Annotated in this window: 14 protein-coding genes and 1 tRNA gene; 8 read left to right on the forward strand and 7 right to left on the reverse strand. The window is 70.0% G+C overall.

Annotated features, from left to right (window positions below; all coding sequences use genetic code 11):
• Positions 1-80: 80 nt before the first annotated feature.
• Positions 81-1232, reverse strand: a complete 1152-nt coding sequence (locus JYK02_RS35935; RefSeq protein ID WP_207057474.1) for an acyl-CoA dehydrogenase family protein — start codon at positions 1230-1232, stop codon at positions 81-83.
• 133 nt (positions 1233-1365) lie between these two features.
• Here JYK02_RS35935 and JYK02_RS35940 point away from each other — a divergent pair.
• Positions 1366-1437: transfer RNA gene (locus JYK02_RS35940), tRNA-Cys, on the forward strand.
• A 74-nt stretch (positions 1438-1511) separates the two neighbouring features.
• Here the strand turns inward: JYK02_RS35940 and JYK02_RS35945 are convergent.
• On the reverse strand, positions 1512-3194 hold the full coding sequence (locus JYK02_RS35945) for a right-handed parallel beta-helix repeat-containing protein (RefSeq protein WP_207057475.1): 1683 nt from the start codon (positions 3192-3194) through the stop codon (positions 1512-1514).
• Between JYK02_RS35945 and JYK02_RS35950 the strand changes: the two genes are divergently transcribed.
• The 3 genes from JYK02_RS35950 (at position 3193) to JYK02_RS35960 (ending at position 7376) form a co-directional block, all read left to right on the forward strand.
• Complete coding sequence (locus JYK02_RS35950) at positions 3193-5061, forward strand: SpoIID/LytB domain-containing protein (protein WP_242589588.1); 1869 nt, start codon at positions 3193-3195, stop codon at positions 5059-5061. The two genes, JYK02_RS35945 and JYK02_RS35950, sit on opposite strands and share 2 nt — an antisense overlap.
• Positions 5062-5180: 119 nt before the next feature.
• Positions 5181-6425, forward strand: coding sequence for a TonB family protein (locus JYK02_RS35955; protein WP_207057477.1), 1245 nt, complete (start codon positions 5181-5183; stop codon positions 6423-6425).
• A 51-nt stretch (positions 6426-6476) separates the two neighbouring features.
• Entirely contained in the window at positions 6477-7376 is a 900-nt protein-coding gene (locus JYK02_RS35960) for a cation diffusion facilitator family transporter (RefSeq protein WP_207057478.1), read from the forward strand.
• A 68-nt stretch (positions 7377-7444) separates the two neighbouring features.
• On the opposite strand, the gene gcvP is transcribed toward JYK02_RS35960, so the two are convergent.
• The 3 genes from gcvP to gcvT all read right to left on the reverse strand — a co-directional run bounded on the left by gcvP (position 7445) and on the right by gcvT (position 11970).
• Positions 7445-10348 (reverse strand): aminomethyl-transferring glycine dehydrogenase, encoded by a 2904-nt coding sequence (gene gcvP / locus JYK02_RS35965; protein ID WP_207057480.1) that lies wholly within the window; start codon positions 10346-10348, stop codon positions 7445-7447.
• Between the two features lie 114 nt (positions 10349-10462).
• A complete protein-coding gene (gcvH, locus tag JYK02_RS35970; protein WP_207057481.1) occupies positions 10463-10846 on the reverse strand; it encodes a glycine cleavage system protein GcvH in 384 nt (127 codons plus the stop codon).
• A gap of 38 nt (positions 10847-10884) precedes the next feature.
• Complete coding sequence (gene gcvT / locus JYK02_RS35975) at positions 10885-11970, reverse strand: glycine cleavage system aminomethyltransferase GcvT (RefSeq protein ID WP_207057482.1); 1086 nt, start codon at positions 11968-11970, stop codon at positions 10885-10887.
• Between the two features lie 106 nt (positions 11971-12076).
• Here gcvT and metF point away from each other — a divergent pair, with 106 nt between their 5' ends.
• The 3 genes from metF to JYK02_RS35990 are packed head-to-tail and all read left to right on the forward strand — an operon-like array spanning position 12077 to position 14420.
• A complete protein-coding gene (metF, locus tag JYK02_RS35980) occupies positions 12077-12949 on the forward strand; it encodes a methylenetetrahydrofolate reductase [NAD(P)H] (protein WP_207057483.1) in 873 nt (290 codons plus the stop codon).
• On the forward strand, positions 12946-13368 hold the full coding sequence (locus JYK02_RS35985; protein WP_207057484.1) for a hypothetical protein: 423 nt from the start codon (positions 12946-12948) through the stop codon (positions 13366-13368). The genes metF and JYK02_RS35985 overlap by 4 nt, the downstream gene beginning before the upstream one ends.
• Entirely contained in the window at positions 13365-14420 is a 1056-nt protein-coding gene (locus JYK02_RS35990; RefSeq protein WP_207057485.1) for a hypothetical protein, read from the forward strand. The genes JYK02_RS35985 and JYK02_RS35990 overlap by 4 nt, the downstream gene beginning before the upstream one ends.
• A 5-nt stretch (positions 14421-14425) precedes the next feature.
• On the opposite strand, the gene JYK02_RS35995 is transcribed toward JYK02_RS35990, so the two are convergent.
• The gene (locus tag JYK02_RS35995) at positions 14426-15361 is read right to left on the reverse strand and encodes an ADP-ribosylglycohydrolase family protein (protein ID WP_207057486.1); all 936 of its coding nucleotides are present in this window, start codon (positions 15359-15361) and stop codon (positions 14426-14428) included.
• A gap of 62 nt (positions 15362-15423) precedes the next feature.
• Positions 15424-16959 carry an OmpA family protein gene (locus JYK02_RS36000; protein WP_207057487.1) on the reverse strand — a complete coding sequence of 512 codons (1536 nt, stop codon included), beginning with the start codon at positions 16957-16959 and terminating at the stop codon, positions 15424-15426.
• A 184-nt stretch (positions 16960-17143) separates the two neighbouring features.
• Here JYK02_RS36000 and JYK02_RS40950 point away from each other — a divergent pair, with 184 nt between their 5' ends.
• Positions 17144-17416: a transposase gene (locus JYK02_RS40950; protein WP_207057489.1), complete on the forward strand. Its 273-nt coding sequence runs from the start codon at positions 17144-17146 to the stop codon at positions 17414-17416.
• The last annotated feature ends 1 nt before the right edge of the window (position 17417 follow it).

The raw sequence follows: 17417 nt of genomic DNA on the forward strand, positions 1-17417 counted from the left end.
GCTCCATCGAACATGAACCGGAGGGGCTTTTCCCCTCTTCCCGCTCGCCCGCCCGCCTGCTCCACGGAGGTCTCCGGAGCTCAGAGCCCCAGCTGCTTGGCGATGATCTCGTTCATCACCTCACTGGTGCCGCCGCCGATGGGGCCGAGCCGCGCGTCGCGCCAGTGACGCTGGATGTCGTACTCCATCATGTAGCCCGCGCCGCCGTGGAGCTGGAGGCACTCGTCCGCCACGCGGCAGCACGTCTCCGTCGCGACCTTCTTGGCCATGGAGGTCTGCGCGACGGCGTACTCCCCGGCCACGTGCAGGCGCAGCGCGTGGTAGGTGAGCTGCCGCGCGCACTCGCGGGCCGTGTAGAGGTCCGCCAGCTTGTGGCGCACCACCTGGAAGCCGGCCAGCGTCTGGCCGAAGGCGCGGCGCTGCTTCACGTGCTCGAGCGCCGTCTCCAGCATGTCGTCCATGGCGCCCACCGCGCCCAGCGCGAGCGACAGGCGCTCCCACTGGAAGTTGCCCATGATCTGCGAGAAGCCCTGGTTCTCCACGCCCAGCAGGTTCTCCGCCGGGACGCGGCAGTCCTCGAAGAAGAGCTCCGCGGTGTCGGATGCGCGCCAGCCCACCTTCTGGAGCTTGCGCCCCACGCTGAAGCCCGGCGTGCCCCGCTCCACCACCAGCATGGACAGGCCCTTGTGGCCTCGCGACGGGTCGGTCTTCACCGCCAGGACCACGAAGTCCGCCCGCACCCCGTTGGTGATGTACGTCTTGGAGCCGTTGACGACGTAGTGGTCGCCGTCGCGGACAGCGGTGGTGCGCAGCCCCGCCACGTCCGAGCCAGCGTCCGGCTCGGTGATGCCCAGGGCGCCCACCTTCTCCCCCCGGATGGCGGGGGCCAGCCAGCGCTGCTTCTGGGCGTCCGTGCCGAACAGGTGCAGGGGCCCCGTGGCGATGGTGAACTGTCCCGCCAGCCCCGCCGCCACGCCGCCGGAGCCGCAGCGGCCCAGTTCCTCCAGGAGCACCGCCTCGTACAGCTCCCCGGCCGCCGTGCCCCCGTAGGCCTCCGGGTACCTCAGGCCCAGGAAGCCCAGCTCGCCGAAGCGGGTGAACAGCTCGCGAGGGAACTCCTCCCGGGCCTCCCACTCGGCCGCGAACGGGCGCAGTTCCTTGTCCACCACCGCCCGGACGGTGGTGCGGAACGCCTCGTGCTCCTCTTGGTACACGCCATGGCCATGCATCATCGTGTGCGCCCTCGCTTGCCAGGGTCTGACGCCCCGCGCCGCATGGTACCGGGACGAGAAGCGGGGTTGGATGGTGTTGCTTCCTTGACCGGCTCCCAAGGGCCTGCGTATAAAGCCGACCCCAATCGCTTCCGGCGCCATAGCCAAGTGGTAAGGCAAAGGTCTGCAAAACCTTCATTCCCCGGTTCGAATCCGGGTGGCGCCTCAAAGAAAAGGCCCGATGCGGAGCTCCCGCATCGGGCCTTCAGTTTTTCCGGGGGTGCTTTCCCGGAAGCGGGCCTAGCAGCCCATCTCCACCGCGCCGATGTCCGGGGCCGCGCCGCAGAAGGGCTGGCCCTGGTCCAGGCCCTTGTCCTGGGCGGCCGGGGACGGAGCGAAGGCGTCCGACACCGCCACGTCACCGCCGTTGGAGGTGGTGTCCCCGATGGCGGCCTTAAAGGCGTCCAGGGCCTGGAGCTGGCCGTTGTTCATGAACTGCGTGCCGGACGGGTAGAGGTTGGAGCCCATCTTGAGGCCGGGGGCCTGGCCGCCCACGTCCACGCTGATGGGGGCGTCCACGATGTTGTTCTCCACGCGCGGCGACTCCGTGGGGCCGCCCGTGCCGTGGCCCAGGATGATGCCGGCCTTGGCGCGGGTGACGGTGTTGTTCACCACCACGGTGCCCTTGGAGTTCTCCAGGCGGATGCCGGTGCCCTCGCCGCCGCCCGCGTCGGTCATGTCGTGCACGCGGTTGCGGCGCACAACGATGGCCTGGGGCACGGGGCCCTCGTGGTTGCCGCCCACGGAGATGCCCTTCGCGGCGTCGTAGACCTCGTTGTCCTCCACCAGCACGTTGTTGGCGGAGTAGTGGATGACGAGCGCCTCACCCTTCGCCGTGTCAGTCGCCTGGAACTTGTGCATCCGGTTGTTGCGGATGGTGACGTCGTGGCACGTCTTGATGTCCACGGCGTTCTCCCGGTTGCCGAACAGGTGGTTGTTCTCCACCAGCAGGCCCTTGGCGGGCGGCAGGGTGCTGAAGCCCTCGGGCCCCAGGCACTGCACGGAGTCACCGGAGTTGTCGTGGATGTCGTTGTTGCGCACCGTCACGTCGTAGGACGCGGGCTGCATCACGATGCCGTGCGAGTCCTTGTTGCCGGTGGTGCGCACGAAGTCGTGGATGTTGTTGTTCTCGATGGTGAGCCCGCGGGCGTTGTTGAACATGGTGATGCCCGCGCCGCCGGTGCCGTTGTGCAGCTCCGAGTTGGCCAGCACCGTGCCCTGCACGTCGCCCTCGAAGGTGACGCCGAAGATGGGCTGCGCCTCCACGTCGATGTCGAACCCGTCGATGACCCAGTTCGCGCGGCGCACCTGCACCGCGGCCCCCGAGCCGCTGCCCGGCGTGAGCTTGGGACGGCCCTCGCCCTGGAGCGTGATCTTCGCGTCGGCCGTGCCGGCCTTGGCGTTCTCGCCCAGCACCAGGCGCTCCGCGTAGGTGCCCGCGAGCACGCGGATGCGGTCGCCGGGACCGGCCTTGCCCACCGCCATGGCGATGGTGCGCAGCGGCGCGGCCTCCGTGCCCGCGGCGCCGTCATCGCCATTGGGCGACACGACCCATTCGTGGGCGGGCGTGGTGGCGGGGGCTTCCGTCATGGCCTTCGCGCTGACGGCGGGCTGGGGACCGGGCTCCGCGATGGGCGCGTGGTCCGCGTGCGCCGGCATCTGCGCGGCGGGCGTGTTCTCCACCGGCTGCACGCCGATGGGCGGCGCCTTGCCGGGAGCGGTGGGGGTCTTCTCGACCTTGGGGGTGGCGCCCGTCTTCGTCGCGGGGGGCTGGGTGCCGCCGCCGCTCGAGGAACCGCCGGTGCCTCCGCCAGAGCCACCGCCGCCGCCACAAGCGGTGAGCCCGAGCGCCAGGGTGCAGGCAGCCAGGGAGGCCACCAGGGTGTTTCGCGTCTTCAATCCGTTGCCTCCAAGAATTCGCATGAGCAGGGGCAACGCACGGCGTCGGCCGTTCTATTCACTGCCGGTCATCGGAGGACAGACGCGCTGCACGGGGAGGGAGAACCGTGACGCTCGGCCCCGTGGCGGCTACGGTGCCGCCGCCGTGTCCAAAGCCGTCCTGCTCCTGACCGCCCTGCTGCTCGTCTCCTGCGCCACGCCGGCGTCCTCCCCTGCCCCCGCGACCCGGGGCCTGGGCGAGCCGGAGGTCTCCGTCCCCGCGCGTGCCGCCGCGGACGCGGGCGTGAAGCCTCCGGCCTCCAGTGGCCTGGAGGATCCGCTCACGTCGGGGCTGCCCGGGCCGCAGGACCTGAAGCGCCTGGACTTCCGCAACGGCGAGCCGCGCCTCCCCATCAAGCTCATGGAGGGGCGCGACGTGGTGACGTTCTCGCCGCGAGGGCGGATGCGCCTTCGCTTCGGGGGCCCCGGCGACAAGATGCTGGACGCGCCCGCGGGCTCGCGCTGGACGGTGCGGGTGACGCAGGGCGAAGCCGCGCAGTGGAGCGCGCGCGTGCAGCTGGGCGAGTTCCGCTTCGCGGACAAGGCGGGGCTCGCGGAGGCGCAGGAGACGTGGCGCGCGCGGGGGCTCGCGGTGCGCACGCACACGCTGGGCTCCGTGTACGGCATCGCGGGGAAGGTCATCGACAACCGGCGCTACCTCCTCCTTGGAGACGAAGCGCTGACGCCCGCGGCCGCGGCGAAGCAGCAGGCGGAGCTGCTGCACCGCTACGGCCTGCGCACCACCCTCTTCGAGGAGGTCCGCAAGCCGGCCAGCGCCATCCTGGAGCTCAAGGACGAGAACGACACCGTGGTGGGCCTGGCGCAGGACCGGCTGGACGCGGAGACGCCGGACGGCAGCGGCTTCGACGTGCGGCAGGTGGAGTACGGCGTGGGCTACGACTTCCACGCCTTCGAGGACCGCAGCTTCCGGGGCGCGCTCCAGTTTGCCGTGGACCGGAGCGGCAAGCTCGCGGTGGTGAACGTGGTGGGCCTGGAGGACCTGCTCAAGGGGCTGGTGCCGTCGGAAATCTTCGCGCGCGCGCACCCGGAGGCGCTCAAGGCCCAGGCCGTCACCGCCCGGGGCGAGGTGCTGGCGAAGGTGGGCATCAAGCACCTGGCGGATCCGTACCTGCTCTGCTCGGAGCAGCACTGCGCGGTGTACCGGGGCCGCACCGGAGAAGCGGCCAGCACCACCGCCGCGGTGGAGGCCACCCGGGGCCAGGCCCTCTTCAGCCAGGACGGGCGGCTGGTGGACTCCGTCTACAGCGCCGTGTGCGGCGGCCACACCGAGGACAACGACATCGTGTGGGGCGGCCCGCCCGACCCCAGCCTGCGCGGCCGCCCGGACCTGCTGGAGTCCGCGCCGGACGTGCCAGGGCCGTCAAACCTCAAGGCGTGGCTGGCGACGTCGGACGTGCCCGCCGCGTGCAAGCTGTCCAGCTTCGCGCAGCCGACGAAGTTCCGGTGGGAGAAGCGCTTCACACAAGGCCAGGTGGACGCGCTCACGCAGAAGCTGGGCGTGGGAGCGGTCCAGGGGCTCGTCCTGTCCGAGCGCGGGGTGTCCGGGCGCGCCCGGCTGCTCACCGTGTCCGGCACGCAGGGGGCCACCCAGGTCCGGGGAGAGCTGAACATCCGGCGCCTCTTCGGGATGCTCAACAGCAGCATGGCCACGGTGGAGGCCGAGCGGGACGCCGAGGGCCGGCTCACCGGATGGCTGTTCCGGGGCGGCGGCTGGGGCCACGGCGTGGGCATGTGTCAGACAGGCGCCATCGGCCGGGCGGAGGCGGGACAGAGCTATCCGGAGATCCTGCGCTTCTACTTCAACGGGGCGCAGGTGGCCCCCATCTACTGAAGCCCAGGGAACAATTCGTGCGCTCCGACTGCCGGGCTCGTGAATCTCCGAGATGTCCCGCGTGTTACGGGCCGCACGTTCGGGACTGAAGAAGCGGTCCGGAGGTTTATCATCAGGCCGTGGGCACGGGTTCCTCGACAGACTGGCGTCAGCGGCGCGCCCGGAAGCAGCGTGCCCCCCTGCGCTACCTGGTGGCGGGCATCCTGGCGTTCCTGGCCCAGGCCGCCTTCGTGGGCTTCGTGCTCCTGGTGTCCGCCATCCAGGGCAGCCTCCCGCAGGAGAAGCGCCCCGCGCGGCCCACGTCCGTGGCGGTGAGGCCGCTCACGTCGGACCAGTGGGCGAAGAACCGGGGGTCGGTGTCTCCGCAGCAGGTGAAGCCCCGCCCCACGGAGAAGCGCGAGCCGAAGGAAGAGAAGAAGCCGGACGAGACGAAGCCCCAGGGCCAGGTGGTGGACGTGGCGCCGGGGAATGATCAGCAGTCCCCGGACGCGAAGTACCTGGCCGAGCACAACAACACGGTGGAGAAGGAAACCCGCGCGCGGGAGCAGACGGCCAACTACCGCAACGCCATGCCCCAGCGGACGGCGCCCCAGAAGCAGGAGGGCGCGGCGCAGGACCAGGTGCAGCCCCCGCGCGTGTCGGGCAACAACGGCCAGGGCGCGGACGACCGGCCCCAGTCCCAGGGCGGCAAGAAGCCCGTCTTCGAGATGCCGGAGACGCGCCGCAAGCAGGAGATCGCCATGAAGACGGATCCGCGCGAGCGCGGCCCGGGCATGGCGGTGAAGAACCAGTCGGAGAGCGACGCCACCCAGGGCAACGCGAAGCGCCTGCGCATCCAGCCCGGCGAGGGCGAGGACAGCGAGCAGGAGGGCTCCACGGGCCGCACCGGCTCCCCGGGCCTGGCCACGCTGATGCCGTCGCAGGCGGCCATGGACAAGGTGGTGGGCGCGGCGCCCAACGACATGCTCCAGGACCAGGAGGAGGGCGACGGCACCTTCCTCAACACCCGCGAGTGGAAGTACGCCAGCTTCTTCAACCGCGTGAAGCAGAGCGTGGGCATGCACTGGAACCCCAACGAGCAGCTGCGCATGCGCGACCCGACGGGGAACATCTACTCCGGGCGCGACCGCCAGACGCTGCTCACCATCACCCTGGACGAGCGCGGCGCGGTGAAGGACATCCAGGTGGAGAAGAGCAGCGGCCTGGACTTCCTGGACATGGAGGCCGTGGCCTCCTTCAAGCGCGCGCAGCCCTTCCCCAACCCGCCGTCCGGCCTCTTGAGCCAGGACGCGACGGTGCGCTTCCAGTTCGGCTTCTTCCTGGAGATGGGCGGGGGCCCCCGGATGCGGCTGTTCCGACAGTAGGACCCACGGAGCCCTCGCGACGGACGGCACGGGGCACTACCCTCCCCCGCCGTGGAAGCCACCCTCGTCGACCGCAGCGCCGCGCTCCAGGAGCGCAACCGGAAGGTCCGCTTCGTCCTGTTGGCCATCCTCGGGGCCAACTGGGTGGTGGCCGTGGCCAAGCTCGTCTTCGGCCTCATGGCCCACTCCGCGTCGGTGACGGCGGACGGACTGCACTCGTTCATCGACGGCAGCTCCAACGTGCTGGGGCTCGTCGCCATGGGCGTCGCGTCGCAGCCAGCGGACGCGGACCACCCCTACGGCCACGGCAAGTTCGAGGCGCTCGCGTCGCTGGGCATCGGCGCGATGATTGGCGTGGGCATGCTGGAGCTGGGGCGCATGGCGTTCGACTCGCTCCTGCACGACAAGCACCCCACGGTGTCGCTGACGATGGCGGCGGTGATGGTCTTCACGCTCGTCATCAACCTCATCGTCACGCGCGTGGAGCGGCACTACGGGCAGAAGTACAAGAGCTCGCTCTTGCTCGCGGACGCGCAGCACACGCTGTCGGACGTGTTCGTGAGCATCGCGGTGCTCATCTCCATTGGCCTCGTCGCGCTGGGCTTCCCGCGCGCGGACGGGCTGGTGGCGCTGGCCGTGATGCTCTTCGTGGCGCGGGTGGCCTACGGCATCGTCCGGCAGGCGGTGGGCATCCTCTCCGACACCGCGCGCCTGGACCCGGCGCAGGTCTCCCAGCACACGCTCGCCGTGGCGGGCGTGCGCTCGTGCCGCGACGTGCGCAGCCGGGGCATGGAGGAGAGCGTCTACGTGGACCTGAAGATTGAAGTCGATCCGCAGCTCACCACCGCGCAGGCCCACGAGGTCGCGGACAAGGTGGAGGAGACGCTGCACGGCGCCTATCCCCAGGTGGTGGACGTGGTGGTGCACGTGGAGCCCGCGAAGGCCCGCTGAGAAACACGAGGGCCGCCTTCCGATGCACTGGAAGACGGCCCCGGTGATGCGTCCGTGGACTGGGAGCGCTACGCGACCTTCTGCTCGGGCGTGTCGTAGTCCTCGATGGGAGGGCACGAGCACACGAGCTTGCGGTCACCCAGCACGTTGTTCAGGCGTCCCACGGACGGCCAGAACTTGTTGTCGCGCACCCACGGCGTGGGGAACACGGCCTGCTCGCGGGTGTACGGGCGGTTCCACTCCGGCGCGGTCAGCGTGCGCGCGGTGTGGGGCGCGTTCTTCAGGACGTTGTTGTCCTTGGGCGCGCGGCCCTCCTCCACGTCGCGGATCTCCTGGCGGATGGCGATCATCGCGTCGCAGAAGCGGTCCAGCTCCGCCTTGGACTCGGACTCCGTGGGCTCGATCATCAGCGTGCCCGCCACCGGGAACGACACGGTGGGCGCGTGGAAGCCGTAGTCCATGAGGCGCTTGGCCACGTCCTCCACCTCCACGCCCGCGGTCTTCTTGAGCGGGCGCAGGTCCACGATGCACTCGTGGGCCACCCGGCCGCGCTTGCCCCGGTACAGCACCGGGTAGTGCGGCTGGAGCCGCTCCGCGACGTAGTTGGCGTTGAGGATGGCCAGCTTCGTGGCCTGCGTCAGGCCCTCGCCGCCCATCATCTGCACGTACATCCAGGAGATGAGCAGGATGCTGGCGCTGCCCCACGGCGCCGCGGAGATGGCGCCGATGGCGTCCGAGCCGCCCGTCTGGATGACCGGGTGTCCGGGGAGGAACTTCACCAGGTGGGGCGCCACGCAGATGGGGCCCATGCCCGGGCCGCCACCGCCGTGCGGGATGCAGAACGTCTTGTGCAGGTTGATGTGGCAGACGTCCGCGCCGACGAGGCCCGGCGCGGTGAGGCCCACCTGCGCGTTGAGGTTGGCGCCGTCCATGTACACCTGGCCGCCGCGCTCGTGGATGGTGGAGCAGATCTCGCGGATCTCCTCCTCGAACACGCCGTGCGTGGACGGGTACGTCACCATCAGCGCGGCGAGCTTGTCCTTGTGCTCGTCCGCCTTGGCGCGCAGGTCGCCCAGGTCGATGTTGCCGTTCTCGTCGCACTTGGTGACGACGACGCGGTAGCCCGCCATCACCGCGGAGGCCGGGTTGGTGCCGTGCGCGGAGGACGGGATGAGGCACACGTCGCGGTGCCCCTGCCCGCGCGCCTGGTGGTAGGCGCGAATCACCAGCAGGCCCGCGTACTCACCCTGGCTGCCCGCGTTGGGCTGCAGCGAGCACCCGGCGAAGCCCGTCACCTGCGACAGGGCGTTCTCCAACTGCTCGAAGACGACCTTGTAGCCGGCCGCCTGCGACGTGGGCGCGAACGGGTGCAGCTTGCTGAACTGGGGCCACGTCACCGGGATCATCTCCGCGGTGGCGTTGAGCTTCATGGTGCAGCTGCCCAGCGGAATCATGGAGTGCGTGAGGGACAGGTCCTTCGCCTCCAGCCGGCGCACGTACCGCAGCATCTCCGTCTCGGAGTGGTAGCGGTTGAAGACCGGGTGCGTGAGGTACGCGCTCGTGCGGCGCAGCTCGGGGGCGAGCGGGCTCTCCAGCCCCTCGGCGACCTCGTCCAGGTTCACCGGGGCCGCGGACTTGTTCGCGCCCTGGATGAAGGCCGCGAGGATGTCCTGCACGTCGCTCGGGCGCGTCGTCTCGTCCAGCGCCAGGCCCAGCGTCTTCTCGTCGATGCGACGGAAGTTCATCTTCGCGGCTTCCGCGGCGGCCAGCACCCCGCGCACCTGCGGCGGCGTCAGCTCCACGCGCAGCGTGTCGAAGAACTGGTCGTGCTTGGGCTTGAAGCCCAGCTTCGCCAGGCCCCGCGACAGCACCACCGTGAGCCCGTGCACGCGCTCCGCGATGGCCTTGAGCCCTTCCGGCCCGTGGTAGACGGCGTACATGCCGGCCATCACGGCCAGTAGCACCTGCGCGGTGCAGATGTTGCTCGTGGCCTTCTCACGGCGGATGTGCTGCTCGCGCGTCTGCAGCGCCATGCGCAGCGCGGGCCGGCCCTGCGAGTCCTCGGACACGCCGATGAGGCGGCCCGGCATCACGCGGGTGTAGGCGTTCTTCGTGGCGAAGAAGGCGGCGTGCGGGCCGCCGTAGCCCAGCGGCACGCCGAAGCGCTGCGCGCTGCCCACCACCGCGTCCGCGCCGAACTCGCCCGGGGGCGTGAGCAGCGTGAGGCCCAGCAGGTCCGCCGCGACGACGAACAGGCCGCCCGCCGCGTGCACCTTCTCACCGAAGGCGCGGTAGTCGTGCACCACGCCGTCCGTGGCCGGGTACTGCACCAGCGCGCCAAAGAACTTCTTCGCGGACAGGTCCACCGTGCGGTGGTCGCCCACGACGACCTCCACGCCCAGGGGGATGGCGCGCGTGCGCACCACGTCCACCGTCTGCGGGTGGCAGGCGTCGGAGACGAAGAACGCGCCGCCGGTGCCGTCGCCCTTGGCGTGCATGGCCAGCGCCATGGCCTCCGCCGCGGCGGTGCCCTCGTCCAGCAGGGAGGCGTTCGCCACCTCCATGCCGGTGAGGTCCGTCACCATCGTCTGGAAGTTGAGCAGCGCTTCCAGCCGGCCCTGGGCGATCTCCGCCTGGTAGGGCGTGTACTGGGTGTACCAGCCCGGGTTCTGGAAGATGTTGCGCAGGATGACGTTGGGGACGTGGGTGTCGCTGTAGCCCATGCCGATGAAGGACCGGAACACCTGGTTCTTCGCCGCGATGGCCTCCAGCTGCGCCAGCACCTCGTTCTCGCCGCGGCCGGCGGGCAGGCGCAGGGGCTCCTGGGAGCGGATGGCGGGGGGCACGGCGCTCTCGATGAAGGCATCGAGCGAGGTGACGCCCAGCGTGGACAGCATCTGCTTCACTTCAGGCGTCTCAGGGCCGATGTGCCGGCCGGCGAAGGACTCCTGGTACTTCCAGTTGAGGGACATGGTCGGAAGGGCTCGCGTGAGGTGCGTCAAGAAGGTCGGCGTCCGAGCGGGCTCGGCGCCCCATGGAGCGTCTCTAACAACCGGGACGCGCGACTTCTTGCGTTCGCGGGGTGGCTACTTCAGCAGCGCCCCATAGGCGGCGGCGTCCAGCAGCTTGCCTACCTGCCCGGCGTCCGAGGGCTCGACCTCCACGATCCACCCCTGCCCGTACGGGTCGGAGTTGATGAGGGAGGGGTTGTTCGTCAGCTCGTCGTTCACCTTCACCACCGTGCCGGTGATGGGCGCGAAGAGGTCCGACACGGCCTTGGTGGACTCGATGACGCCGAAGTTCTTGCCCTCGGTGATGGTGGCGCCCAGCTTGGGCAGCTCCACGTAGACCACGTCACCCAGCGACTCCTGGGCGTGGGCCGTGACACCGACCACGATGGTCTTGCCCGTGGTGCGGGCCCACTCGTGCTCCTTCGTGTACTTCAGGTCCTGCGGGATGTTGTCAGACATGGAGGCGGCTCCTCGCAACGGGTGCGAACGGGAGGGAATCAGGACTTCTTGAGGAAGGGGGTCTTCACGACGACCGCGGGCACGGCGCGGCCGCGGATCTCCACGTCGAAGGTGGAGCCTTCGGTGGCCAGGTTCGTGGGCACGTAACCCATGCCGATGGGCTTCTTCACCGAGGGGCCCTGCGTGCCGCTGGTGACTTCACCCACGCGCACGCCGTCCTTGAGGATGGGGTAGCCGTGGCGCGGGATGCCGGCGCCGGTGAGCTCGAAGCCCACGAGCTTGCGCGGGATGCCCGCGGCCTTCTGCGCCACGAGCGCGTCCTTGCCGATGAAGCCGCCCGCCTTGTCCAGCTTGACGATCCAGCCCAGGCCCGCCTCCAGGGCGGTGTGCGCGTCGTCGATGTCGTTGCCGTAGAGCGCGTACTTCATCTCCGTGCGCAGCGAGTCGCGGGCGCCCAGGCCACAGGGCTTCACCCCGTCCGGCTGCCCGGCCTCCAGGAGCGCGTCCCAGAGCTTCACGGCGTCGCCGGTGGCGCAATACAGCTCGAAGCCGTCCTCACCGGTGTAGCCCGTGCGGGAGATGATGGACTTCACACCGGCCACCTCCCCTTCCGTGAAGCGGTAGGTGCCCACCTGGGACAGGTCCGCCTTCGTCAGGCGCTGCACCAGCCCCACGGCCTTGGGGCCCTGGACGGCGATCTGCGCGTACTCGTCCCCGCGGTCCACGGGGGTGACGCCTTCCGCGCGCGCCTTCATCCAGGCGAAGTCCTTCTCGCGGTTGCTGGAGTTGACGCAGATGAGGATGCGCTCGGGGCTGAAGCGGTAGGCGACGACGTCGTCCACGAAGCCGCCCAGGTCGTTGAGCAGGCCCGCGTAGACGGCCTGGCCGTCCTGGCAGCGGGCCAGGTCGTTGGAGATGAGCCGGTTCACGGTCTCCAGCGCGCCGGGGCCGTTGAACTCGATCTCCCCCATGTGGGAGACGTCGAACAGGCCGACGGCGTTGCGCACGGCCTCGTGCTCGGCGATGACGGACGAGTACTGCACCGGCATGTCCCAACCCACGAAGTCGACCATGCGGGCCCCAAGCTTGCGGTGGGCCTCGTTGAGGGGCGTACGCCGGGTCATTGACTTCTCCATGGGCAGGGAAAGGGGGGTGGCGAAACGGCGCGGACTATAGCGGCGCACCTTCTCCGATCAAGGCCGACGCGGAAGGGACTAAACTCCTCCCGACATGAAGATTCGCAATTGCCTCAATCCCTCCCGGCCAAGCTTCTCCTTCGAGTTTTTTCCTCCCAAGACGGACGCGGGCGTGGCCTCGCTCCTGCGCACGGTGGAGGAGCTTGCGCCGCTGGAGCCGGGGTTCGTGTCGGTGACGTACGGGGCGGGCGGGAGCACGCGCGACCGGACGGTGGAGTTGGTCACGCACATCAAGCAGCAGACCGGCATCGAGGCGATGGCGCACCTGACCTGCGTGGGGCACACCCGCGACGAGCTTCGTGACGTGCTGCGCCGGCTCGACGCGGCAGGCATCGAGAACGTGCTCCTGCTTCGCGGGGACCCGCCGCAGGGCCAGACGACGTTCGAGCCGGTGCCCGGGGGCTTCCGCTACGCGGAGGAGCTGGTCCGATTCGTCCGAGAAGAGGATTTCAACTTCTGCATCGGGGGTGCGTGCTATCCGGAGGGCCACGTGGAGACGGCGTCTCGCGAGGACGACCTCAAACACCTGAAGGCCAAGGTGGATGCGGGGATGGACTTCGTGGTGACGCAGCTCTTCTTCGACAACGCCTTCTACTTCGACTTCGTGGAGCGGGCGCGGCGGGTGGGCATCAACGTCCCCATCGTCCCCGGCATCATGCCCATCACCAACTACGAGCAGGTGCAGCGCTTCACGCGCATGTGCGGCGCGACGGTGCCCATGCGGCTGGCGCTCCAGATGGAGCGCGTGAAGGACCAGCCGGACGCCGTCGTGCAACTGGGCGTGGCGCACGCCACGGTGCAGTGCATGGAGCTGTTGTCGCGCGGCGTGCCGGGCATCCACTTCTACACGCTGAACAAGTCCCCCGCGACGCGGATGATCGTGGGCGCGCTGAAGGGGCGGTCATGAGCGGCCCGGGTCCGCAGCTGTCGCCGGGCGATCCGCGCCTCAAGATCTTCCAGATCGTGCGCTTCCCGGCCTTCTTCCTGCTCATCGTCGGCGTGCTGCACGTCGCGTTCAGCCTGCTGGGCGCGACGCTGGCGGCGCTGAAGGTGGCCTCGCCCTTCGGGACGCCGGGACAGGCGCCGGTGACGCTGGAGTTCACGACGGGTTTCTCGCTGGCCATCCTGGGCGGCATCCTCTGCGGGCTGCTGGCCATCTGGGGCGCGTGGAACGCGATGAACCTCAAGGGCTACGGCCTGGCGACGGTGGGCGCCATCTGCGCGATGTACACGCTGACGCCGGGGTGTTTCATCGGCGTGCCGGTGGCGGTGTGGATGCTCTTCACGCTGCGCCGCGACGGCGTGCGCGAGGCCTTCGCACCATGAACCCGCGCGCCGTCCGCACGGTGCGCTTCGTGCTCACGGGCCTGGGCAACGTGGGCGTGCCGCTGCTGGAGATCCTCCAGTCGCGCGCGTCGCTCCTGATGGAGCGCTACCGGCTGGAGCTGTTGCCGGTGGGCCTGGCGGACTCGGGCGGCGCGGCGGTGTCGCCGAACGGGCTGGACGTGGCGGCGGTGCTGGCGGTGAAGCGGGCGAAGCACTCGGTGGCATCGCTGCCGGTGGTGGGCCGCCCGGGGATGAGCGGGTGCCAGTTGGTGCGCGAGGTGAAGGCGGACCTCTTGCTGGAGGCCACGCCCACGAGCTTCAAGGACGGACAGCCTGGCCTGGACATCACGCGGGATGCCTTGTCGAGAGGCATGGCGGCGGTGCTCGCGAGCAAGGGACCGCTGGTGCTGGGGTTCCAGGAGCTGGCGGGCCTGAGCGACCTGGAGTCGCCGGGCCGCCCTCCCCTGCGCTTCAGCGCCGCGGTGGGCGCGTCCATGCCGCTGGTGAACGTGGGCCGCCGGGATCTGGCGCTCGGGAAGCTGGGCCGGTTCGAGGGCGTGCTCAACAGCACCAGCCACCTGCTGCTGTGCCGCATGGCGGAGGGCAAGACGTACGAGGCCGCGCTGGCGGAGGCGCAGGCGCTGGGCATCGCGGAGACGGACCCCACGCTGGACGTGGACGGCTGGGACTCGGCGGGCAAGCTGGTCATCCTGGCCAACGCGGTGATGCGCGTGCCCACGGCGCTGAAGGACGTGTCCGTGACGGGCATGCGCGGCGTGACGCGCGCACAGCTGGACGCGGCGAAGGCGAGGGGCGGCCAGGTGCTGCTGCTGGCACGCGGCGAGCCCCTGGGCGCGGACCGGTGGGAGTGGAGCGTGCGGCCCACCGCCGTGGACGCGTCCCATCCCCTGGCCCGGCTGGGCGCGATGGAGATGGGCGCGGTGTTCCGCAGCGACCTGCACGGCGTGAACACCGTCATCAACGGTGAGCAGGGCGCCCGGGGCACGGGCGCGGCGATGTTGAAGGACGTGCTCGAAATCTTCCCGGACTGAGGACTTCAGCCCAGGGACTTCATGAGCCGCTCCAGCAGCGGCTCCACCAGCTCCTGTCCGCGCAGTTGTGAGCGCCAGCGGTGCGGAATGCCGTTCAGGCCGTGGATGAGGCCCGCGATGCCGCCCGCCACGCAAGCCGTGGTGTCCGTGTCGTGGCCCAGCCGGATGGCGGATTTGACGACCTCTTCGTAGGACTTGCCGTTCGCCACGCAGGCACGAGCGGAGCGCAGGCAGTCCACGACGTAGCCTCCGCCCGTTCCGGGTGCCGGGTCGTCCGGGCGGATGTGGGCTTCCAATTCCTCCCGCGCTGGAGAGCCCTCCGCGTACAGGCCTCGGAAGGTGGCCACGGCTTCGGCCCAGGGATCCGCAGCGCCCTCCAGGATGCGGCGGGCCCAGAGGCAGTACAGCGCGCAGCACACCTGGGCGCGCACGTGACCGTGCGTCACGCGCGACTGCGCCATGGCGTCCGAGACAAGAGCGGCATCCTTGCCCTGATGCCAGAGGGCCAATGGCAGGACACGCATCAGTGAGCCATTGCCGTTGTCCATGGTGCCATTGGGACCCGCGAGCATCGCGGGCGTGCCCTCGCGCAGCCGGCGCAGGGCCGTGCTGGTCTGGATGCCCACGTCGAACACGTCACCCTCCACGGCGAGGTAGCCCCAGTCCTGCCAGTTCACCAGCCGCCGGCCCAGGTCTTCGCAATCCAGCCGCTTCTGATGTGTCAGCGAATCCAGCAGGCACAGCGCATGCGCGCCGTCGTCCGACCACGTCCCCGGTGGGACGCGATCATGCGCGCGGTCGAAGCCCGGCGGTGGGCCGTATTCGATGACCTCTGGAGACGGAATCACCTCCGGCCGGTGGAACTCATAGGGCACCCCAAGCGCGTCTCCGATGAGCAACCCATACAGTCCTCCAGCGATGCGCTCCTCGCGACTCACCATATCCCGGCCTCCCGCGTCCGGCCATAGTGTACTGCGGACACTATAGCCGTGTCTTGGCGTTATTACTGAGGCGGAGTCGCGGGGATGGAGCGGTCCGAAGCGGGAGCACCCAGGATCAACAGCAGCTCCGCGCGGCGGTTCTCGCCTCGGCCTGACTGCGTTCCATTGGAGCTCGCGGGCCGGCGCGCACCGAGGCCTCGGGCATCCAGCCGGTGGGCCGGGACGCCCTTTCGCAGGAGGTAGTCGCGTACGGCTTCCGCGCGGGCCAGGGACAGGCGCTGATTGGAGGTGGAGGAGCCTTCGGCGTCCGTGTGCCCTTCGATGACGACGCGCTCTACTTCCGGATGTTCCAGGAGCACGCGCGCCACCTCATCCAGCACGCGTGAACGGCCCGGCAGCGTCGTCGCGCCGACCTCGAAGAAGACCTGGCCGTGGAGGACAAGGCGCTCGCGGGTCAGCGTGACGAGCGGGTCGCTGGACTCGGGGCAGCCGCCGTGCTCCCGGGTTCCCTGCTCATGGATGCAGGCGTTCAGCACGTCCACGACACCGTCTCCATCCGTGTCGGTTTCGGTGACTGACACGTCCCTCGCAGGCTCGGGAGGCGGGGGTTCGGAGGGCGTGGGTTCAGGCTCGAGCTGCGGTTCGGCGGGAGCACGAGGCAGGCCCTGGACGATCTCGTAGACGATGTCCTCTGGTGGCGGAGGCGGCGGCTTGTCGAAGAGCAAAGCCAATCCCGCGAGCACCCGGAAGCGAGGCGACCCCGGCTCCGAGCCCAGACCCGCCCCGCCCAGGGCGAAGAACTCCCAGGGCCGGACGGGTGCATAGCGAAGGCCGCCCAGCAACTCGCCGCTGACGCGTTGCTGTCGCCAGGAATACGCGCCGAGCGCGGACACCTCCGCGCGCAGGGCGTAACCCACCGTGAGCCCTATCCCGGCCCGCAGCTCATTGCCCACGCCGTTGATGCGCTCCACGTCGGAGCCCGACACCGCGCGACGCAGGAGCACACCCAGTTCCAGCGCCGGTGCCACGAGGCCCCAACGCTTGCCCATCATGAGCCGCCCCTGGCCGCGAACACCCTGGTCACGAGCGAGCGCGCCCGAACCACCCACGGGCAACCGGACGTCCAGGTCGAGGGCCAGGTGGAAGGCCTCGGGGGCGGAGGTCCCCAGCAATCCCAGTCGGGCCGCGATCCGCGGCGCCCCCAGCCCGCTGCGTGAAGGCGAGGCGATGGACAGCGAGGTGCTCAGGTCCGCACCGCTCTGGTGAATGACCCCAGGAAGCTGGGCCTGAAGCTCCAGCCAGGACAGCACGCCGACGGCTAACGACACCACTCCGGTGGTCCGGGACAGGACGAGCGAGGGTTCCAGCAATCCGTTCGGGATCCGCAGCGGCGACCGCTGGTAGTGCGCCATCAGGGAGACGCGCACCGCCCCAGGCGCCAGCAGTTCACCGTTCCCGAGCGCCAACGGCCCCAGGCCCGGGTTCGGATCCAGCCGCTCCAGGGAGAACGTGGGCAGGGGCGTGGCGTCCTGGGCACGCGCGGAGGACGCGAGCAGCAGCAGTCCCAGCGCGGCCCCGCCCACTGCGCATCGGTGCAAGGCCGGACCCATGCCCGCATCTTCCGTCAGGTCCGTCCCAAGGCGAAGGAAGATGGTGGACTGCCGTTTGCTCGTCAGCGCAGTGCAACGCGCTCAAGTGCACTGCCAAATAGGACTCCAACAGCACCTAACGAAAGTCATGGCTGGGCTGGCCGTTAGCAGGGGCGTCCTCCGCTTGGGGGACATGGTCCGTGAACTCGTCCCCGACGCCTTCTGGCAGCGCGTGGCGCCGCTGCGGCCTCCGCCTCGGCCCAAGAGAGAAGATGGGCCGCCCTCGTGCGGACGACCGGCGGCGCTGGAGGCCATCGTCTTCGTGCTGAGGAGCGGCATCCCTTGGGAGATGCTGCCTCGCAAGCAGTTCGGCCTGTCGGGCATGACAGCCTGGCGCAGGTTGGAGGAATGGACCCGGGCCGGCGTGTGGCAACAGCTTCAGGACTGCCGCTCACCGAGTCCGTGAC

The sequence above is a fragment of the Corallococcus macrosporus genome (genome assembly GCF_017302985.1).
Classification (GTDB): Bacteria; Myxococcota; Myxococcia; order Myxococcales; family Myxococcaceae; genus Corallococcus; species Corallococcus macrosporus_A.

Bases quoted from the DNA above. Each gene is read 5' to 3' on its own strand.
- JYK02_RS35935 (WP_207057474.1), bottom strand. From the start codon at position 1,232: ATGATGCATGGCCATGGCGTGTACCAAGAGGAGCACGAGGCGTTCCGC.
- JYK02_RS35950 (WP_242589588.1), top strand. From the start codon at position 3,193: ATGAGCAGGGGCAACGCACGGCGTCGGCCGTTCTATTCACTGCCGGTC.
- JYK02_RS35945 (WP_207057475.1), bottom strand. From the start codon at position 3,194: ATGCGAATTCTTGGAGGCAACGGATTGAAGACGCGAAACACCCTGGTG.
- gcvP (WP_207057480.1), bottom strand. From the start codon at position 10,348: ATGTCCCTCAACTGGAAGTACCAGGAGTCCTTCGCCGGCCGGCACATC.
- gcvH (WP_207057481.1), bottom strand. From the start codon at position 10,846: ATGTCTGACAACATCCCGCAGGACCTGAAGTACACGAAGGAGCACGAG.
- gcvT (WP_207057482.1), bottom strand. From the start codon at position 11,970: ATGACCCGGCGTACGCCCCTCAACGAGGCCCACCGCAAGCTTGGGGCC.
- metF (WP_207057483.1), top strand. From the start codon at position 12,077: ATGAAGATTCGCAATTGCCTCAATCCCTCCCGGCCAAGCTTCTCCTTC.
- JYK02_RS35985 (WP_207057484.1), top strand. From the start codon at position 12,946: ATGAGCGGCCCGGGTCCGCAGCTGTCGCCGGGCGATCCGCGCCTCAAG.
- JYK02_RS35990 (WP_207057485.1), top strand. From the start codon at position 13,365: ATGAACCCGCGCGCCGTCCGCACGGTGCGCTTCGTGCTCACGGGCCTG.
- JYK02_RS35995 (WP_207057486.1), bottom strand. From the start codon at position 15,361: ATGGTGAGTCGCGAGGAGCGCATCGCTGGAGGACTGTATGGGTTGCTC.
- JYK02_RS40950 (WP_207057489.1), top strand. From the start codon at position 17,144: ATGGTCCGTGAACTCGTCCCCGACGCCTTCTGGCAGCGCGTGGCGCCG.